General features: G+C 74.6%; 13 protein-coding genes. 6 read left to right on the top strand and 7 right to left on the bottom strand.

The annotated features are described in order from the left end of the window. The first annotated feature begins 118 nt into the window (after positions 1–118). Both HT134_RS08240 and npdG read left to right on the top strand, forming a co-directional pair. Positions 119–1,291, top strand: coding sequence for a lipase family protein (locus HT134_RS08240; protein WP_175599550.1), 1,173 nt, complete (start codon positions 119–121; stop codon positions 1,289–1,291). Positions 1,292–1,581: 290 nt separating this feature from the next. Beyond that, positions 1,582–2,241: an NADPH-dependent F420 reductase gene (gene npdG, locus HT134_RS08235; RefSeq protein WP_175599549.1), complete on the top strand. Its 660-nt coding sequence runs from the start codon at positions 1,582–1,584 to the stop codon at positions 2,239–2,241. Positions 2,242–2,350: 109 nt separating this feature from the next. Here npdG and HT134_RS08230 read toward each other — a convergent pair whose 3' ends face one another. The 6 genes from HT134_RS08230 to HT134_RS08205 all read right to left on the bottom strand — a co-directional run bounded on the left by HT134_RS08230 (position 2,351) and on the right by HT134_RS08205 (position 8,263). Beyond that, positions 2,351–2,956: a response regulator transcription factor gene (locus HT134_RS08230; protein ID WP_175599548.1), complete on the bottom strand. Its 606-nt coding sequence runs from the start codon at positions 2,954–2,956 to the stop codon at positions 2,351–2,353. A 68-nt stretch (positions 2,957–3,024) separates the two neighbouring features. Next, positions 3,025–4,233, bottom strand: coding sequence for a sensor histidine kinase (locus tag HT134_RS08225; RefSeq protein WP_175599547.1), 1,209 nt, complete (start codon positions 4,231–4,233; stop codon positions 3,025–3,027). A gap of 20 nt (positions 4,234–4,253) precedes the next feature. Continuing rightward, entirely contained in the window at positions 4,254–4,979 is a 726-nt protein-coding gene (locus tag HT134_RS08220) for an ABC transporter permease (RefSeq protein ID WP_175599546.1), read from the bottom strand. A gap of 13 nt (positions 4,980–4,992) precedes the next feature. Continuing rightward, positions 4,993–5,826 (bottom strand): ABC transporter ATP-binding protein, encoded by an 834-nt coding sequence (locus tag HT134_RS08215; RefSeq protein ID WP_312888038.1) that lies wholly within the window; start codon positions 5,824–5,826, stop codon positions 4,993–4,995. 99 nt (positions 5,827–5,925) lie between these two features. After that, the gene (locus tag HT134_RS08210) at positions 5,926–6,612 is read right to left on the bottom strand and encodes an alpha/beta hydrolase (RefSeq protein ID WP_175599544.1); all 687 of its coding nucleotides are present in this window, start codon (positions 6,610–6,612) and stop codon (positions 5,926–5,928) included. A gap of 94 nt (positions 6,613–6,706) precedes the next feature. Next, positions 6,707–8,263: an aminotransferase-like domain-containing protein gene (locus tag HT134_RS08205; protein WP_175599543.1), complete on the bottom strand. Its 1,557-nt coding sequence runs from the start codon at positions 8,261–8,263 to the stop codon at positions 6,707–6,709. A 60-nt stretch (positions 8,264–8,323) separates the two neighbouring features. On the opposite strand from HT134_RS08205, the gene HT134_RS08200 reads away from it, so the two are divergent. Together HT134_RS08200 and HT134_RS08195 are read left to right on the top strand one after the other, a co-directional pair. After that, positions 8,324–9,499 (top strand): trans-sulfuration enzyme family protein, encoded by a 1,176-nt coding sequence (locus HT134_RS08200; protein WP_175599542.1) that lies wholly within the window; start codon positions 8,324–8,326, stop codon positions 9,497–9,499. 40 nt (positions 9,500–9,539) lie between these two features. Then, complete coding sequence (locus tag HT134_RS08195) at positions 9,540–10,556, top strand: pyridoxal-phosphate dependent enzyme (protein WP_175599541.1); 1,017 nt, start codon at positions 9,540–9,542, stop codon at positions 10,554–10,556. A 225-nt stretch (positions 10,557–10,781) separates the two neighbouring features. On the opposite strand, the gene panB is transcribed toward HT134_RS08195, so the two are convergent. Further along, positions 10,782–11,633: a 3-methyl-2-oxobutanoate hydroxymethyltransferase gene (gene panB / locus HT134_RS08190; protein ID WP_175599540.1), complete on the bottom strand. Its 852-nt coding sequence runs from the start codon at positions 11,631–11,633 to the stop codon at positions 10,782–10,784. Positions 11,634–11,765: 132 nt separating this feature from the next. Here panB and HT134_RS08185 point away from each other — a divergent pair, with 132 nt between their 5' ends. Together HT134_RS08185 and HT134_RS08180 are read left to right on the top strand one after the other, a co-directional pair. Further along, complete coding sequence (locus tag HT134_RS08185; RefSeq protein ID WP_175599539.1) at positions 11,766–12,983, top strand: MFS transporter; 1,218 nt, start codon at positions 11,766–11,768, stop codon at positions 12,981–12,983. 596 nt (positions 12,984–13,579) lie between these two features. After that, positions 13,580–15,130 (top strand): MFS transporter, encoded by a 1,551-nt coding sequence (locus tag HT134_RS08180; RefSeq protein ID WP_175599538.1) that lies wholly within the window; start codon positions 13,580–13,582, stop codon positions 15,128–15,130. The last annotated feature ends 5 nt before the right edge of the window (positions 15,131–15,135 follow it).

The raw sequence follows: 15,135 nt of genomic DNA, 5'->3' as shown, positions 1-15,135 counted from the left end.
ATCTGACATCAGCGGAGTGTCCATGTCATTTCGGGCCTTGACAGCTGGTTACTGCCGGGTAACGATCGGCTCGCGGCGCCGCCGTCCCCAACCGATCCCCCAACGGAGAGGGCGGCACATGACCCTACGTGTCCGCGTCAGCATGTCCATCGTCCTGTTAGTGATCGCGTCACTGCTGGCCGCGTCGCCGGCGCGCGCGGCCTCGTCCGCGGCCCTCGCCGCGCAGGCGCCCGGCGACGTGGTCTCCGCCGAGCCCACGACCGTCTACCTCCTGCCGGGCAAGCTGCTGGAGGTCCCGGTCGACGCCTGGCACCTGCTCTACCGCTCCACCTCCGCCACCGGGCAGCCCACCACCGTGTCCGGCACCCTGCTCGTGCCCAAGGCGGCCTACCCCCTAGGCAGGCGGCCCGTCATCGGCTACGCCACCGGCACGCACGGCCTCGGCGACCAGTGCGCCCCCTCCGCCAGCATGAGCCGGGGCGGCGAGGCCGAGCTGGCGCTGGTGAGCCTGTTCCTGCTCAAGGGGTTCGCGGTCGCGATCACCGACTACGAGGGCCTGGGCACCCCTGGTCAGCACACGTACATGGTGGGCGTCTCCCAGGGCCACGCCGTGCTCGACTCGATCAGGGCCGCGACCCGGGTCCCCGGCGCGAACCTGTCGGACCGCGCCCCCGTCGCCGTCATGGGCTACTCGCAGGGCGGCGCGTCCGCCGGATGGGCGGGGCAGCTCCAGCCGTCGTACGCCCCGGAGCTGCGGCTCAAGGGCGTGGCGGCCGGCGGCGTGCCGGCCGACCTGCGGGCCGTGGCCGCCCACCTGGACGGCGACCAGAACTTCGGCCTGGCCGCGGCGGCCGGTGTCGGCCTCGACGCCGCCTACCCTGAGCTCGACCTGCAGGCCGACCTCAACGACCGGGGCAAGGCCCTGCTGACCGACGCGGCCGACGACTGCGTGGGCGAGCTGGAGGACAAGCTGGCCGGGCTGCGCTTCTCCGACCTGAGCCCGGTGGACCTGCTCGACCTGCCCAAGTGGCGGGTCCGCCTGGCCGAGAACCGGCTCGGCGCCACGCCGCCCAAGGTGCCGGTGTTCCTCTACCACGCCCAGGGCGACGAGATCATCCCGCAGGCCGTGGGCGCGACGCTGCGCTCGGAGTACTGCCGGGCCGGCGCCAACGTCCGCTGGACCTCGCTGCCCGCGAACTCGCACGTCCTCGGGGCGGTCGAAGGAGGGCCGCTGGCGATCGAGTGGCTGGCGCTGCGGGTGATCGGCCTGCCCGCGATCGGCAACTGCTGACCGGTCCGCCCTGCCGGCAGGTCCGCGCGGTCGGCACCTGCTGACCGGTCCGCCCTGCCGGCAGGTCCGCGCGGTCGGCACCTGCTGACCGGCCCGCCCTGCCGGCCGGTCCACCCGTGGTCGGCACCTGCTGACCGGCCGTCCGGCGTGTCCGGCGCGTCCGGGCCCGGCCGCTCCCCGGCGGCCGGGCCCGTCCCTGTCCCCGGCCTTCCGCTCACCGGTTCCGAGGGCTTCCGGGTCCGGGCGGGGCCGCGCGGGACCGTCGCCGGCGAGCTGGCATGATCGGGGGTATGACTGACGTGAGCGGATTGTCCATCGGCATCCTCGGTGGCACGGGCGACCAGGGCAAGGGGCTGGCGCGGCGGTTCGCGCTGGCGGGGCACGAGGTGCTGATCGGCTCCCGGAGCGCCGAGCGCGCCCAGGAGGCCGCCGCCTCCCTCGGCGAGGGCGTGCCCGTGCGGGGCGCGGCGAACGCCGCCGTCGCCGCCGAGGCGGACATCGTGATCGTGGCCGTGCCGTACGAGGGGCACCGGGCGCTGCTGGAGTCGTTGCGCGACGAGCTGGCGGGCAAGATCGTGGTCGACTGCGTCAACCCGCTCGGCTTCGACAAGCAGGGCGCCTACGCGCTGCCCGTGGAGGAGGGCAGCGCCGCGCAGCAGGCCGCCGCCGTGCTGCCCGGGAGCCGCGTCGTGGCGGCGTTCCACCACGTCTCGGCCGTCGTGCTGCTGGACCCGGCCGTGGAGAAGGTCGATCTGGACGTGCTCGTCCTCGGCGACGACAGGGAGGCCACCGACCTGGTCCAGGCGCTCGCCGGGGTGATCCCGGGGGTGCGCGGGGTGTACGGCGGGCGGCTGCGCAACGCCCACCAGGTCGAGGCGCTGACCGCCAACATCATCTCGGTCAACCGCCGCTACAAGGCCCACGCCGGGATCCGCATCACCGACGTGTGACGGGGCACCGGCGCCGTCCCGTTCCGGCGGGACCGGCCTGTGACCGGCGTCGTCCTGTCCCGGTCGGACCGGCCTGTGACCGGCGCCGTCCCGTCCCGGCGGGGTCCGGTCACAGCCAGCCGGCGTCCTCCGCGATGCGGATGGCGTCGATCTTGTTGCGGGCGCCCGTCTTGGTGATGGCGCTGGTCAGGTAGTTGCGTACGGTGCCGGCCGACAGGTGGAGGCGGGCCGAGATGTCCTCGGCCGAGGACCCTCGGGCCGCCTCCCGCAGGACGGTCGTCTCCCGGGGCGTCAGAGGGCTCTCGCCGTACTGCAGGGCCGAGGCCACCAGCTCCGGGTCCAGCACCCGCAGGCCCGCGGCGGTCCTGCGCACCGCGTCGGCCAGCCGTTCGCCCGGGGCGTCCTTCACCAGGAACGCCTGGATGCCCGCCTCCAGCGCCCGCCGCACCTGGCCCGGCCGGCCGAGCGCCGTCAGCACGAGGATCCGGCACGAGGGCAGCTCGCTGCGCAGGGACGCGGCCGCGGTGATGCCGTCGAGGACGGGCAGGTCGATGTCCACGATCGCCACGTCGGGACGGAGCCGCAGCGCCGCCGGGACGATCTCGTCGCCCCTCGTCACCTCGCCCGCCACCTCGATGTCCGGCTCCAGGCGCAGCAGGGCCGTGAGGGCGGCGCGGATCATGTGCATGTCCTCCGCCAGCAGGACCCGGATCACGCCGTGTCCCTCATCGCCGGCCCCTCCCACTCCGCAACCCTCTCGCCCCTCCCGACCCGTTCGCCCGGTCACGCCGGGACCTCCATCGTCAGGCGGAAGCCTCCCGCGGGGGTGCGCCCGGCGTCCACCGTGCCGCCGGCGTGCGCCGCGCGCTCCGCCAGCCCGGTCAGCCCGCCACCGGGCACGGCCTTCCCGTCCCCGCTCGGCCGGCTTCCGGTGGAACCGTTCCCGTCCCCGCTCGGCCGGCTTCCGGTGGAGCCGTTCCCGCCCGCGCTCGGCCCGCTTGCGCTGGGGCTCTTCCCGTTCGCACGCGGCTCGCCCCCGGCCGGGACGCCGTCGTTGGTGACCTCCAGCCGGACACAGCCCGCGTGCCGTGACGTGGCGATCGTGCAGGTGGTCGCCGCGCTGTGGCGCAGGACGTTCGTGACGGCCTCCCGCACGCCCCAGGCGAGGGCCTCCTCCGCGGCCCGGGGCAAGGGGACGTCGGCCAGGTGGACCTGGCAGCCCACCCCCGCCGACTCCAGCAGCGCCGCCCCTCGGTCCGCCTCGCCCGCCAGCGACATCTCCCGGTACCCGCGCGCCACGTGCCGCACGTCCTGCGCCGCCTCCCGCGCCACCCGCACCAGCTCGCCGACCTCGTCCCGGGCGGCGGCCGGGTCCCGCTCCATGAGGCGCCCCGCCAGGTCGCCCTTGAGCGCGATCGCCGTGAGGCTGCGGCCCAGGCCGTCGTGCAGGTCGCGCGAGATGCGCAGCCGCTCCCGGAGCACCGCCGCCTCGGCCAGCTCGGCCCTGGCCTGTTCGAGGTCGGAGGTCACCCGGACCAGCCGTACCAGGGCGTAGACCATGCCGCTGGTGAGGGCCACGGTCAGCCCGTAGTACAGCGCGACCACCGGGTTGTAGGGGAAGATCACCGCGCCGGCGTACACGGTCATCAGGCCGACCAGCGGCCCGCCGACGCGCGGCGGCAGCGTCACCAGCACCGCGCCGCCCAGCATCGGCGCCGCGACGCCCGACCAGCCGTTCGGCAGGAACAGGTCCGGCGCGTACGTGGCGACGGCCTGGAGCGCCAGAACGAGCGCGAAGAGCGGCGGGCGCTCGTCCCGCAGGGCGGCGCGCATGTTGAGGAAGTGCAGCGCCGCCACGGCCACGATCAACAGGGTGGCGAGGAGGCCGTACGCGGGGCTGACCGCGTAGTACCACAGGCCGATCAGGACGTAGACGGCGCCGACGGAGGCGATCAGGACGCGGGCGAGCCGCTGGGCGGAGGAGGAGGTCATGGCCCGGCCATTATGACCGGCTACGACCGGCGCGGTTCCCAGCGGAACCAGAACCGGATCGCCACGACCCCGGCGACGCCCCACACCGCCAGCAAGAGCGCGGGCCGGGCCGCCGCGCCGGTCCTGACGGCGTCCACGACGGCCGTGGTCGGCAGCAGGTCCAGCACGGAGCCCAGCCAGGACGGCAGCACCTCGCGGATCGGCCCCATCGCGCCGGCGGCGATCCCCGACAGCAGGAACACCGGCATGCAGGCGGCCCCGGCCAGCTCGGCGCGCGGGATCGCGGCCGTGTACGCCGCCCCGAGCGTCGCCAGCACCACCGATCCGGCGATCACCATGGCGGCGTACAGCAGGGGGTTCGCGGGGTACGGCACCCCGGCCGCCAGGTGCACCGCCACTGTGCAGACGGCCGCCACCGCGACCGTCTGCGTGGCCGTGGCGGCGATCTGGCCGGCCAGGATCCGGCCGTCGGTGAGCGTGGTGGCGCGCAGCCGCTTCAGCACGAGCTGGTCGCGGCGGGCGGACAGGGCCACGGCGACGTTCATGAACGCGGTGATGGACAGGATGATGGACAGCGTGCCCTGGAACTGGGCGGTGGCCACGGCGGTGCTGTCCGCCCGCAGGTGCCGCATGAGCAGCGGCAGCCCGATGGCGATCATGACAGGGGTGAGGACGGAGCTGAGCAGCAGCGCGCGGTCCTGCCAGAACAGCCGCGTGCCGAGCCGGTAGGTGGCGGTCATGGTCATCGGTGCCTCCAGGTCATCGGGCCGACTTCGGCAGGTCGAGGAAGAGGTCCTCCAGGGTGGCGGCGCGGACCTCCAGGCCGGGCAGGCGCAGCCCGCGCTCGGCGGCCCAGCTCAGCAGGGTCTGCGCCGCCAGGTCCGGGTCCTCGGCGCGGCAGACCGCCTCGTCGCCGTCCACGGTCACGGGCAGCGGCAGGGCGGCGGGCGCCACCCCGGCGGGCAGCCGGAAGGACACCCGGCCGCCCCGCGCGGCGAGCGTCTCGGCCATCCCGCCGGAGGCGACGATCTCGCCGCCGTCCATGATCGCCATCGCGGACGCCAGCCGCTGGGCCTCCTCCAGGTAGTGCGTGGTCAGCAGCACCGCGGTGCCGCGCCGGGCCAGCTCGCGCACCAGCTCCCAGGTCGCGGCGCGGCCCTCGGGGTCCATGCCGGTCGTCGGCTCGTCCAGGAACAGCACGTCGGGGCGGCCGAGCAGGGCCAGCGCGAGGTCGAGGCGGCGCTTCTCCCCGCCCGAGAGCTGGCGCACGCGCACCCCGGCGCGGCCGGCCAGCCCGGCCAGCTCCAGCGCCTCGTCACGGGGCCGGGGCGCGGCGGTGAAGCCGCGCCACGCGTCGACCGTGGCCGCGACCGTCAGGTCGGGGAAGAACCCCGCCTCCTGCAGCATGATCCCGGTGCGCCGCCGGACCTCCGCCCGCTCGGCGGACGGGTCGTGCCCCAGCACCCGCACCGACCCGCCGTCCGGCCGCAGGAACCCGGCCAGCACCTCCACGGTCGTCGTCTTGCCGGCCCCGTTGCGGCCCAGCAGCGCGAAGACCTCACCGGCGGCCACCTCGAAGGAGATCCCCTTCACCGCCTCGAACCGTCCATGACTTTTCCGGAGCGCTTCCACGCGTATCGCCGTCATGAACCCGACTATTCCTGGGCGTTCCGGGCGGCGGCAGTGAAGAATTCACGAGACGCGCGACAGCTTCAGCAGCGCGCCGGCGACGGCCTCCGGATCCACCATCTGGTGCAGGTGGCCGCCCGGCACCCGGGTCACGGGCCAGCCGCGCCGCTCCGCCTCCTCGGCCATCACGTCGTACGGCGGGCCGTACCACAGGCAGGAGCACCTGACCCGGTCCCACCCGGCGGGCACCGGGATCCGTTCGGTGAAGAAGGCGAGCGGCAGCCGGGGCTGCTCGGCCACCACCCTGGCCCGCGCGGCCGGGTCGGGCAGCATCGCCGCGACGACCTCCTCCTTCCACCAGTCGGTCCAGCGCGGCAGCAGCCCGTCGTCGCCCGTCCGGGCGCGCAGGAACTCCAGCCGCCGCTCCTCGGCGGCCCGCACCAGCCCCTGGGGCGGCGGGACGTGGGCGTCGGCGAACACGCACGCCACCACCCGGTCACCGAGGCCCTCCTTGACCACGGGCGCGAACAGGCCCGCGCTGCTGTGGGCGACCAGCACCAGCGGCGTCTCGGGGGCGGCGGCCCGCACGACGTCGACCACCCGCGGCCAGGTCGGCGGCCCCCCGGCGGTGACGCCGGTCAGGTCGGGGATCACGGCGGGTCGGCCGCGCCGTTCCAGCGCCGCGGCGACGGGCTCCCACGTCGAGGGGCCGACGGCGGGGCTGTGCAGGAACACGAAAGTGGTCGTCATGCCTCCAGGGTCGCGCGGCGGGGAAGCGCGGGAGACCGCTGTCAGCTCACAGCGGATCGCGCACGGTCACCGCCGCGCCGGTGGTCCGCGTCGCTCACACGACGAGCGGCCGTCGGGCGGCCGGGCCGCGGGTGCCGTCGTAGGCGTCCCAGGCCGCCGCCAGGCCGGCGACCGCCCGCGACTGCTCCTCCCGCGGGAACAGGAAGTGCAGCCGCATGTACTCGGCATGGCCGCCGAGCGGGTCGAACGAGCGTCCCGGCGGCACCGCCACCCCGTGCCGGAGCGCCACCTGCGCGAACGCGTCGACGTCGCCGCGCGGGATCCGCACCCAGATCGTCTGCCCGCCCGTCGCCCGCTCGAACGACCATGACGGCAGGCGCGCGGCCAGCTCGGCGCACAGGTGGTCGTGGCCGTCGCGCAGCTCGCGCACCCGCGCCGGCCGGATCTCCGGCAGCCGCCGCAGCAGCGCCGCCGCCGCGACCTGGCCGAGCACCTCGCCGCCGAGGTCGTGCACGGCGCGCAGCCGCGCCAGCCGCGACACCAGCGGCGCCGGCGCCCGCACCCAGCCCACCCGCAGCCCGCCCCAGACCACCTTGCTGAGGGAGGCGATGGTGATGACCTGCTCGCCTCGGGCGTAGGAGGCGACGGGCGGCGGTGTCTCGCCCGAGAAGCACAGCTCGGCGCAGACCTCGTCGTCGATGATCGGCACGTCGTGCTCCTCGGCCAGCCGCGCCAGCCGCCTGCGCTCGCCCGCCGACAGGGTGGCGCCGGTGGGGTTGCTCGCCGTCGGGACGGTGTAGACGAGCGACGGCCGCTCGCGGATGGCCGCCGCCAGATCCGGCACGGGCTCCGGCCCCGGACCCGAGAACGCGGCGGAGGGCGAGAGCGCCGGCCCCGGATCCGAGAACGCGGCGGAGAGCGAGTGCGCCGGCTCCGAACCGGAGAACGCGGGGGAGGGCGCGAGCGCCACCGGCCGCACCACCGCGGCGGCGTGCCGGAACACCTCCAGCGCCCCCGGGTACGTGGGCGACTGGGTCAGCACCGTGTCGCCGGGCGCCAGCAGCAGCCCCGCCAGCAGTGTCAGCGCCTGCTGCGCCCCCGTCGTGACCAGGATCTCCTCCGCCGTCGTGGGCAGCCCGCGGCCGCGGTAGTAGGCGGCCACGGCCTCGCGCAGCTCCGGGTTGCCCGCCGGCTGGTACCCCAGGTCGCGGAGGCCGGCCAGCCGGCCGACCGCCTCCTCGTACGCCTCCGCCAGCACCGCCGGCGGCCGGTCCGGCGACGCGCAGGTGAGCAGGCTCACGCCGTCCGGCGGATGGAGGATGTGCAGGAGGAGGGGGTTGGCGCGCACGCTGTCGGCCGAGCGGGAGGCGGGCAGCTCCAGCGGCGCGACCCGGGTGCCGCTGCCCTGCCGGCGCGTCACGCGTCCCTCCTGCTGGAGCAGGTCGTACGCGGCGACGACGGTGCCCCGCCCGACGGCCAGCCGGCGCGCGAGCGTCCGGTCGGGCGGCAGCGGCGTGCCGGGCGGCAGCACCCCGTCGTCGACCAGGGCCCGGAACCGGGCGGCCAGCAGCAGGTAGAGCGGCCCGCGCCCGGACGCCCACCGGCCGAGCAGGTCCACCAGATCATCGATGCCGACATTGGCCCCATTCATGGACCAATTCTGCCGCATTGGATCTGACAACAGCCACCTCGAACGGACATCCTGGACAGCATGAGCGAACTCCGACCTGAGACCCGCGTCGTCCACCCGCCGCAGCCGCCCGTCGAGCACAGCCGGCCGATCACGATGCCGATCTACCAGACGTCCGGATTCGTCTTCGACGACCCGGCCGCGATGGCCGACGCGATGGGACGCCCCGACGGCCCGTTCGTGTACGGCCGCTACAGCAACCCCACCGTGCGCGCCCTGGAGAGCGCCGTGTCCGGTCTGGAGGGCGGCGTCGCGGCGTTCGCCACCGGCTCCGGCATGGGCGCCATCAACACGGTCCTGCTCGGCCTGCTCAAGCCGGGCGACCACGTCATCGCGCAGAACTCCCTGTACGGCGGGACCGCCGCGACCCTCAACGACCTCGCCGCCCGCTTCGGCGTCACCGTCACCCACGTGAACGAGGCCGACCCCGGCGCGGTGCGCGAGGCCGCCCGTCCCGAGACGCGGATGCTGTACCTGGAGACCATCTCCAACCCGATGACGCTCGTCGCCGACCTGCCCGGGATGTGCGCGGCGGCCCGCGAGCTGGGCCTGGTCTCGGTGGTGGACAACACCTTCGCCTCTCCGGTGCTGTGCCGCCCGATCGAGCACGGCGCGGACGTCGTCGTCCACTCCACCACCAAGTACCTGTCCGGGCACACCGACGTGGTCGGCGGCCTGGCCGTCTTCCGCGACCACGAGCTGTACGAGAAGGTCTGGCACCACTCCACCGTGCTCGGCGCCTCGGCCGACCCGTTCCCCGCCTGGCTCACGCTGCGCGGCATGCAGACGCTGGCCCTGCGCATGGAGCGCCACTGCTCCAACGCCCGGCTGCTGGCCACCCGGCTGGCCGAGCACCCCGCCGTGTCCGCGGTCCACTGGCCGGGGCTGCCGTCGCACCCGTCGTACGAGATCGCCGGCAAGCTGCTGCCGGACTTCGGCGGCGTGTTCTCGTTCGACCTCGCGGGCGGGCGCGCGGCGGGGGAGAGGTTCATGAAGGCGGTACGGCTCGCCCTGCTGGCGCCGTCGCTGGGCGGCGTCGAGACGCTCACCCTGCACCCGGCCACCACCTCGCACCGCTCGCTCGACGCCGAGGCGCTGGCCCGGTTCGGCATCGGTGAGGGCACGGTCCGCATCGCGGTCGGGATCGAGCACCCGGAGGACCTGTGGGCCGACATCGAGCAGGCGCTGGCAGACTAGTCCTCACGCTTGCGCCGGAGCCCGACCGAGAGGGAGCCCCATGACGGTGACGTACGAGGACGTGACGGGCGCCGCCCGGCGGATCGCGGGCCACGTGCTGCGCACACCGGTCCTCGAGGTGTCACCGGGGCTGTTCCTGAAGCTGGAGCAGCTCCAGCACGCCGGGTCGTTCAAGACGCGCGGCGCCTTCAACCGGATCCTGTCCGCGGGCGAGCTGCCGCCGGCCGGCGTGATCGCGGCCAGCGGCGGCAACCACGGCCTGGCCGTCGCCCACGCGGCCCGCGCGCTCGGCATCCGGGCCGAGATCTTCGTGCCCGAGGTCACCAGCCCCGTCAAGGTGGCGGGGCTGCGGGCGCTGGGCGCGCAGATCCGGCAGACCGGGGCCCTCTACGCGCAGGCCGCCGAGGCCGCCGCCAAGCGCGCCGCCGAGACGGGCGCGCTCGCGGTCCACGCCTACGACCAGCCCGAGGTGGTCGCCGGCCAGGGCACGCTCGGGCTGGAGCTGACCGGTCAGGTGCCGGGGGTGGACACGATCCTCGTGGCGGTGGGCGGCGGCGGGCTCGTCGCCGGCGTCACGGTCGGCAGCGGCGCGCTCGGAGGCGGGACGCCCGGTGAGGGGATCGGTGAGAGGGCGCCCGATGAGGGCACCGGTGAGAGGACGTCCGGTGAGGGGACGCGCGGGCCGAGGATCGTCGCCGTGGAGCCGGAGCTGTCCCGCGCCCTGCACGAGGCGCTGCGCGCGGGCGAGCCGGTCCAGGTGCCGGTCAGCGGGGTGGCGGCCGACGCCCTCGGCGCGAGCCGCGCCGGCGGGCTGGCGTACGCGATCTGCTCCCAGGCCGCCGCGGAGGGAAGCCTGGTCAGCGTGCTCGTGCCGGACGAGGCCATCGTCGCGGCGCGGCGCGCGCTGTGGGAGCGCCACCGGGTGGCGGCCGAGCACGCCGGCGCCGCGGCGTACGCGGCGCTGCTGTCGGGCGCGTACACGCCGGCGCCGGGGGAGCGGGTCGCGGTCGTGATCTGCGGCGCCAACACCGACCCGTCCACCCTGACCGCGGAGTGAGGCCCGGCCCGGGGCGCGGTCCCGGGCAGCCTCCGCGGGGAGTGAGATTCGTCGCACCGCACCGCACCGCACCGCATCCCACCGCACCGCACCGCAGCGCATCGCCCGGCCGCACTCCGGTCACCGGAAGCGGCGCCGGCCGGCCGCACTCCGTTCACCGGGAAGCGGCGCCGCCCGGCAGCCGGAGGACGGCCGGGCGGCGGTGTGGCAGGCGATCGGGGCGGGTCAGCGGTAGGTGTGCTCCTGGGCGGGGAAGGCGCCCGAGACGACGTCCGCCGCGAAGGCGCGGGCCGCGCGGTCGAGGTCGGCGGCCAGGTCGCCGTACCGCTTGACGAACCTCGCCGGACGCGGCGTCAGCCCCATGAGGTCCTGCCAGACGAGCACCTGCGCGTCCGTGGCCGGGCCCGCGCCGATGCCGATCGTCGGGATCGACAGGGACGTCGTCACCCGCTCGGCCAGCTCGGCCGGCACGCACTCCAGCACCAGCGCGAACGCGCCCGCCCGCTCCAGGTCCTTGGCGTCCTTCATCAGCTCCTCGCCCGACTCGCCGCGCCCCTGGACGCGGTATCCGCCGAAGACGTTGACGGACTGCGGGGTGAGGCCGAGGTGGCCCATGACCGGGACACCGGCCGACACCAGCGCCTCGACCTGCGGCAGCACGCGGCGGCCGCCCTCCAGCTTGACCGCGTGGGCCCCGGCCTCCTTCAGGAAGCGGGCCGCCGACTCCAGGGCCTGCGCCGGCGACGCCTGGTAGGAGCCGAACGGCAGGTCGGCCACCACGAGCGCCCGTGAGGAGCCGCGCACGACGCCGGCCGTCAGGGGCAGCAGGTCGTCCACGGTGACGGGGACCGTGGAGTCGTAGCCGTACACGACCATGGCCGCCGAGTCGCCGACGAGCAGCACCGGCACGCCCGCCTCGTCGAACACCCGCGCCGTCATGGCGTCGTAGGCCGTCAGCATCGGCCACTTCTCGCGGCGCTCCTTGGCCGCCGCGAGGTCGCGGACGGTGACGCGCCGCCCGGCGGCGCCGCCGTACAGGGAGGTGGGGGTGGGCGGGGGCATGGTGGAAGAAGGCATGTCGAACGCTCCAGAAAGGTCTCGAGGCGCCCCAGTGGCGTACCCGGACCCTTCGATGATGCCACCCGCGAAAACCGGTGGCGAGACTGTCGGTGCCGCTTGCCACAATGGGTGCGGAGGTAAGCAATCACCATGGCTCTCGAACCTTACCGGCGTCTGCTCGGGCTGCCCGGCGTCCGCACCCTGCTCCTCGTGGGCCTGCTGGCCCGCGTCCCGTCGACCGCGACGGGCATGGCGCTGACGCTGCACGTCGTCGAAGGCATGCGGCTCGGCTTCGGGCAGGCGGGGCTGGTCACCATGGCCAGCACGGTCGGCATGGCCGTCGGCTCGCCGTTATCCGGAAGGTTCGTCGACCGGCACGGGCTGCGGCCGGTGCTGGCCGTCACGACCGGGGCGCAGGCGGCGTTCTGGGCGTGCGCGTGGGCGCTGCCGTTCCCGGCGCTGGTGGCCGCGGCGGCCCTCGCGGGCCTGCTGGCGCTGCCGGTGTTCAGCGTGATCAGGCAGTGCCTGACCGCCATGGTGCCGCCGGAGCAGCGCCGCATGGGCTTCTCGCTCGACTCGATGATCGTCGAGCTGTCCTACATGACGGGGCCCGCGCTGGCCGTGGCCGGCGTCACCACCCTGGGCAGCGGCCCCACCATGGCCGTCATCGCCTGCGGCATGACGGCCGCCGGGCTGGGGCTGATCGCGCTCGACCCGCCGACCCGCTCGGCCGAGGAGCTCGCCGCCGGGCAGGTGCGGGTGCCGAGGCGGCGCTGGCTCACCCCCGGCCTGGCCGCGCTGCTCGGCACGGCCGCCGCGGCCACGTTCGTGCTCACCGCGAGCGAGCTGGCCCTCGTCGGCACCATGAAGAACGCCGGTCAGACCGCGTGGGTGGGGCTGGCCGTCGCCCTGTGGTGCGTGTACTCCCTGCTGGGCGGGTTCGTGTACGGCGGGCTGAGCCGGGGCTTCTCGCCGCTGGGGCTCATCGCGGGGATGGGGCTGCTCACCGCGCCCGTGGGCCTGGCCGCCGGAGACTGGCGGTGGCTGGTCCTGGCGATGCTGCCCGCGGGCCTGCTGTGCGCGCCGGCGCTGTCGGCCACGGTCGAGGCCGTGAGCGGGCGGGTGCCGGCGGCGGCGCGGGGCGAGGCGATGGGCCTGCACGGCACGGCCCTGCTGGTCGGCGGCGCCCTGTCCGCGCCGATCGCGGGCGCCCTCATCGACGCGCACGGACCGGCCTGGGCGTTCGCCGTGGCGGGCGCGGTGGGGGTCGTCATGGTGGGGGTGGCGGTGCCGTTCTGGCGCGGCCGCTCCGCGGAGGCCACCCGGACGACGACGGAGGAACCGGCCCCGGCCACCGCGACCCCCTGACGCTGGGGTCCCTTGACGCCGTGACCCCTGACGCCCGTGACCCCCTGACGTCGGGCCCCTGACGCTGGGGCGGCGGCGCCTGTCGGGTGCGACACGGGGGTCCCCTGTGCCGGCGCCTGCGCTCTGTGCGGCGCCTACGCTCTGCGCGGCGCCTACGCCCTGTGCGGCGCCTACGCCCTGTGCGGCGCCCACGCTCTGCGCGGTGGTCGCCTCTATGCGAGAGCCCGCCCCTGCGCGGTGTCGCCCGGCGGGGCGTCTGCCTCCGCGTGGGTCCGGGCCTCACGTGTGCCGGACACCCACGTGTGCCGGACACCCACGTGTGCCGGACACCCACGTGTGCCGGACACCCACGTGTGCCGGACACCCACGTGCGGGACGCCCAGGTGAGCCGGACGCTCCACACAGGGTCGGCCCTCACGCGGAGCGGCTGTGCCGCGATCTCCGGAGGAGACGGCCCCCGAGCAGGGGCGTTCCGCGCCCGGGAGGGTGTGATCGGCAGCTGGAGGCCAGCTTTCGAAACGACACCGTTGCGTATCGGAATATTCTTACGATACGCTCGCGTTGCGAAACATTGACGTATCGAAATTGGAGTTCGCATGGAAACCCACGCTGGCCATCCGCGCCGGTGGACGATCCTCGGCGTGCTGGTCTTCAGCCTGCTGGCGGTCGTGCTCGACAACACGATCCTCAACGTGGCGATGAAGACCATCGCCGACCCCACCCACGGGCTGGGCGCGACCCAGAGCGAGCTGGAGTGGGCGATCAACTCCTACACGCTGGTGTTCGCCGGGCTGCTGTTCACCTTCGGTGTGATCGGTGACCGCACCGGCCGCAAGCGGATGCTCTTCATCGGCATGGCGCTGTTCGGCCTGGCCTCACTGGCCAGCGCCTACTCCCAGGATCCGACCCAGCTGATCCTGGCCCGGGCGGCGATGGGCATCGGCGGTGCGGCGATCATGCCGGCCACCCTGGCCATCATCTCGAACGTGTTCCCCCCGGCCGAGCGTGGGAAGGCCATCGGCATCTGGGCGGGCGGCGTCGGCCTGGCCGTGGCCATCGGCCCCATCACCGGCGGCCTGCTGATCGAGCGGTTCTGGTGGGGTTCGGTCTTCCTCGTCAACGTGCCGATCGTGATCATCAGCATGTTCCTGATCGGGTTCGTCGTGCCCGAGTCGCGTGACCCGAAGCCGTCCAAGCTCGACCCGGTCGGCGTGCTGCTGTCGATCATCGGTCTCGTCGCGGTCGTCTACGGCATCATCCGCGGCGGCGAGCTGGCCACCGTCACCGACCCGGAGGTCTACGTCCCGGCGCTGGCCGGCATCGCGGTGCTGGCGCTGTTCGCCTGGTGGGAGCGGCGCATCGACCACCCCGTCTTCGACGTGCGCAACTTCGGCAACGTCCGCTTCAGCTCGGCCATCGGCATGATGGGCATGGTCTTCTTCGCGATGATGGGCGGGATGTTCTTCCTGACCTTCTACCTGCAGATCGTGCTCGGTTTCAGCCCGGTCCAGGCGGGAGCGCTGATGATCCCCTTCGCCGCGGCCCAGCTCATCTTCGCGCCGCTCAGCCAGCGCGTGAACCAGCGCTTCGGCGCCAAGCTCGCCTCCGGTGTCAGCATGGCCGTGATCACCCTGGTCCTCGCCAGCTACGCGCTCCTCGACCAGGACACCCCGGTCCTGCTCATCGAGGTGATCTTCTTCATCCAGGGCGCCGCGATGGCCAACATCATGCCGCCCGCCACCACAGCGATCATGGAGTCGCTGCCCCGCGAGAAGGCCGGCGTCGGCTCGGCCATGAGCAACACCGTCCGCCAGGTCGCCGGCGCGCTCGGCGTGGCCGTGCTCGGCTCGGTGCTGTCCTCCAGCTACCGCGGTGAGATCGCCCCGCACCTGACCAGCCTGCCCGAGGCCGTGCGGCACGCCGCCGGCGAGTCGCTCATGGCCACGGACGCCGTCGCCAAGGCGCTCGGCGCGCGCGGCCAGGGCCTGATGGAGCCCGCCTACGACGCGTTCATCCACGGCATGCACATCACCGCCCTGGTGTCCGCGGTGATCGCGCTGGCCGGCGTGGCCGTGGTCTTCCGGTGGATGCCGGGCAAGCCGGCCCCTGTTCAGGAGGCCGAAACGAGGGAACCAGCGGTAGTGTGAGGCCG

It is taken from the genome of Nonomuraea rhodomycinica, assembly GCF_013363995.1.
In the GTDB taxonomy this organism is placed as follows: domain Bacteria; phylum Actinomycetota; class Actinomycetes; order Streptosporangiales; family Streptosporangiaceae; genus Nonomuraea; species Nonomuraea rhodomycinica.
Note: the sequence above shows the minus strand (reverse complement) of the source record. Positions and strands in the feature narration are given on the sequence as shown.

Coding starts and splice junctions, on each gene's coding strand:
- HT134_RS08240 (WP_175599550.1), top strand. CDS start 119: ATGACCCTACGTGTCCGCGTCAGCATGTCCATCGTCCTGTTAGTGATC.
- npdG (WP_175599549.1), top strand. CDS start 1,582: ATGACTGACGTGAGCGGATTGTCCATCGGCATCCTCGGTGGCACGGGC.
- HT134_RS08225 (WP_175599547.1), bottom strand. CDS start 4,233: ATGACCTCCTCCTCCGCCCAGCGGCTCGCCCGCGTCCTGATCGCCTCC.
- HT134_RS08220 (WP_175599546.1), bottom strand. CDS start 4,979: ATGACCATGACCGCCACCTACCGGCTCGGCACGCGGCTGTTCTGGCAG.
- HT134_RS08210 (WP_175599544.1), bottom strand. CDS start 6,612: ATGACGACCACTTTCGTGTTCCTGCACAGCCCCGCCGTCGGCCCCTCG.
- HT134_RS08205 (WP_175599543.1), bottom strand. CDS start 8,263: ATGAATGGGGCCAATGTCGGCATCGATGATCTGGTGGACCTGCTCGGC.
- HT134_RS08200 (WP_175599542.1), top strand. CDS start 8,324: ATGAGCGAACTCCGACCTGAGACCCGCGTCGTCCACCCGCCGCAGCCG.
- HT134_RS08195 (WP_175599541.1), top strand. CDS start 9,540: ATGACGGTGACGTACGAGGACGTGACGGGCGCCGCCCGGCGGATCGCG.
- panB (WP_175599540.1), bottom strand. CDS start 11,633: ATGCCTTCTTCCACCATGCCCCCGCCCACCCCCACCTCCCTGTACGGC.
- HT134_RS08185 (WP_175599539.1), top strand. CDS start 11,766: ATGGCTCTCGAACCTTACCGGCGTCTGCTCGGGCTGCCCGGCGTCCGC.
- HT134_RS08180 (WP_175599538.1), top strand. CDS start 13,580: ATGGAAACCCACGCTGGCCATCCGCGCCGGTGGACGATCCTCGGCGTG.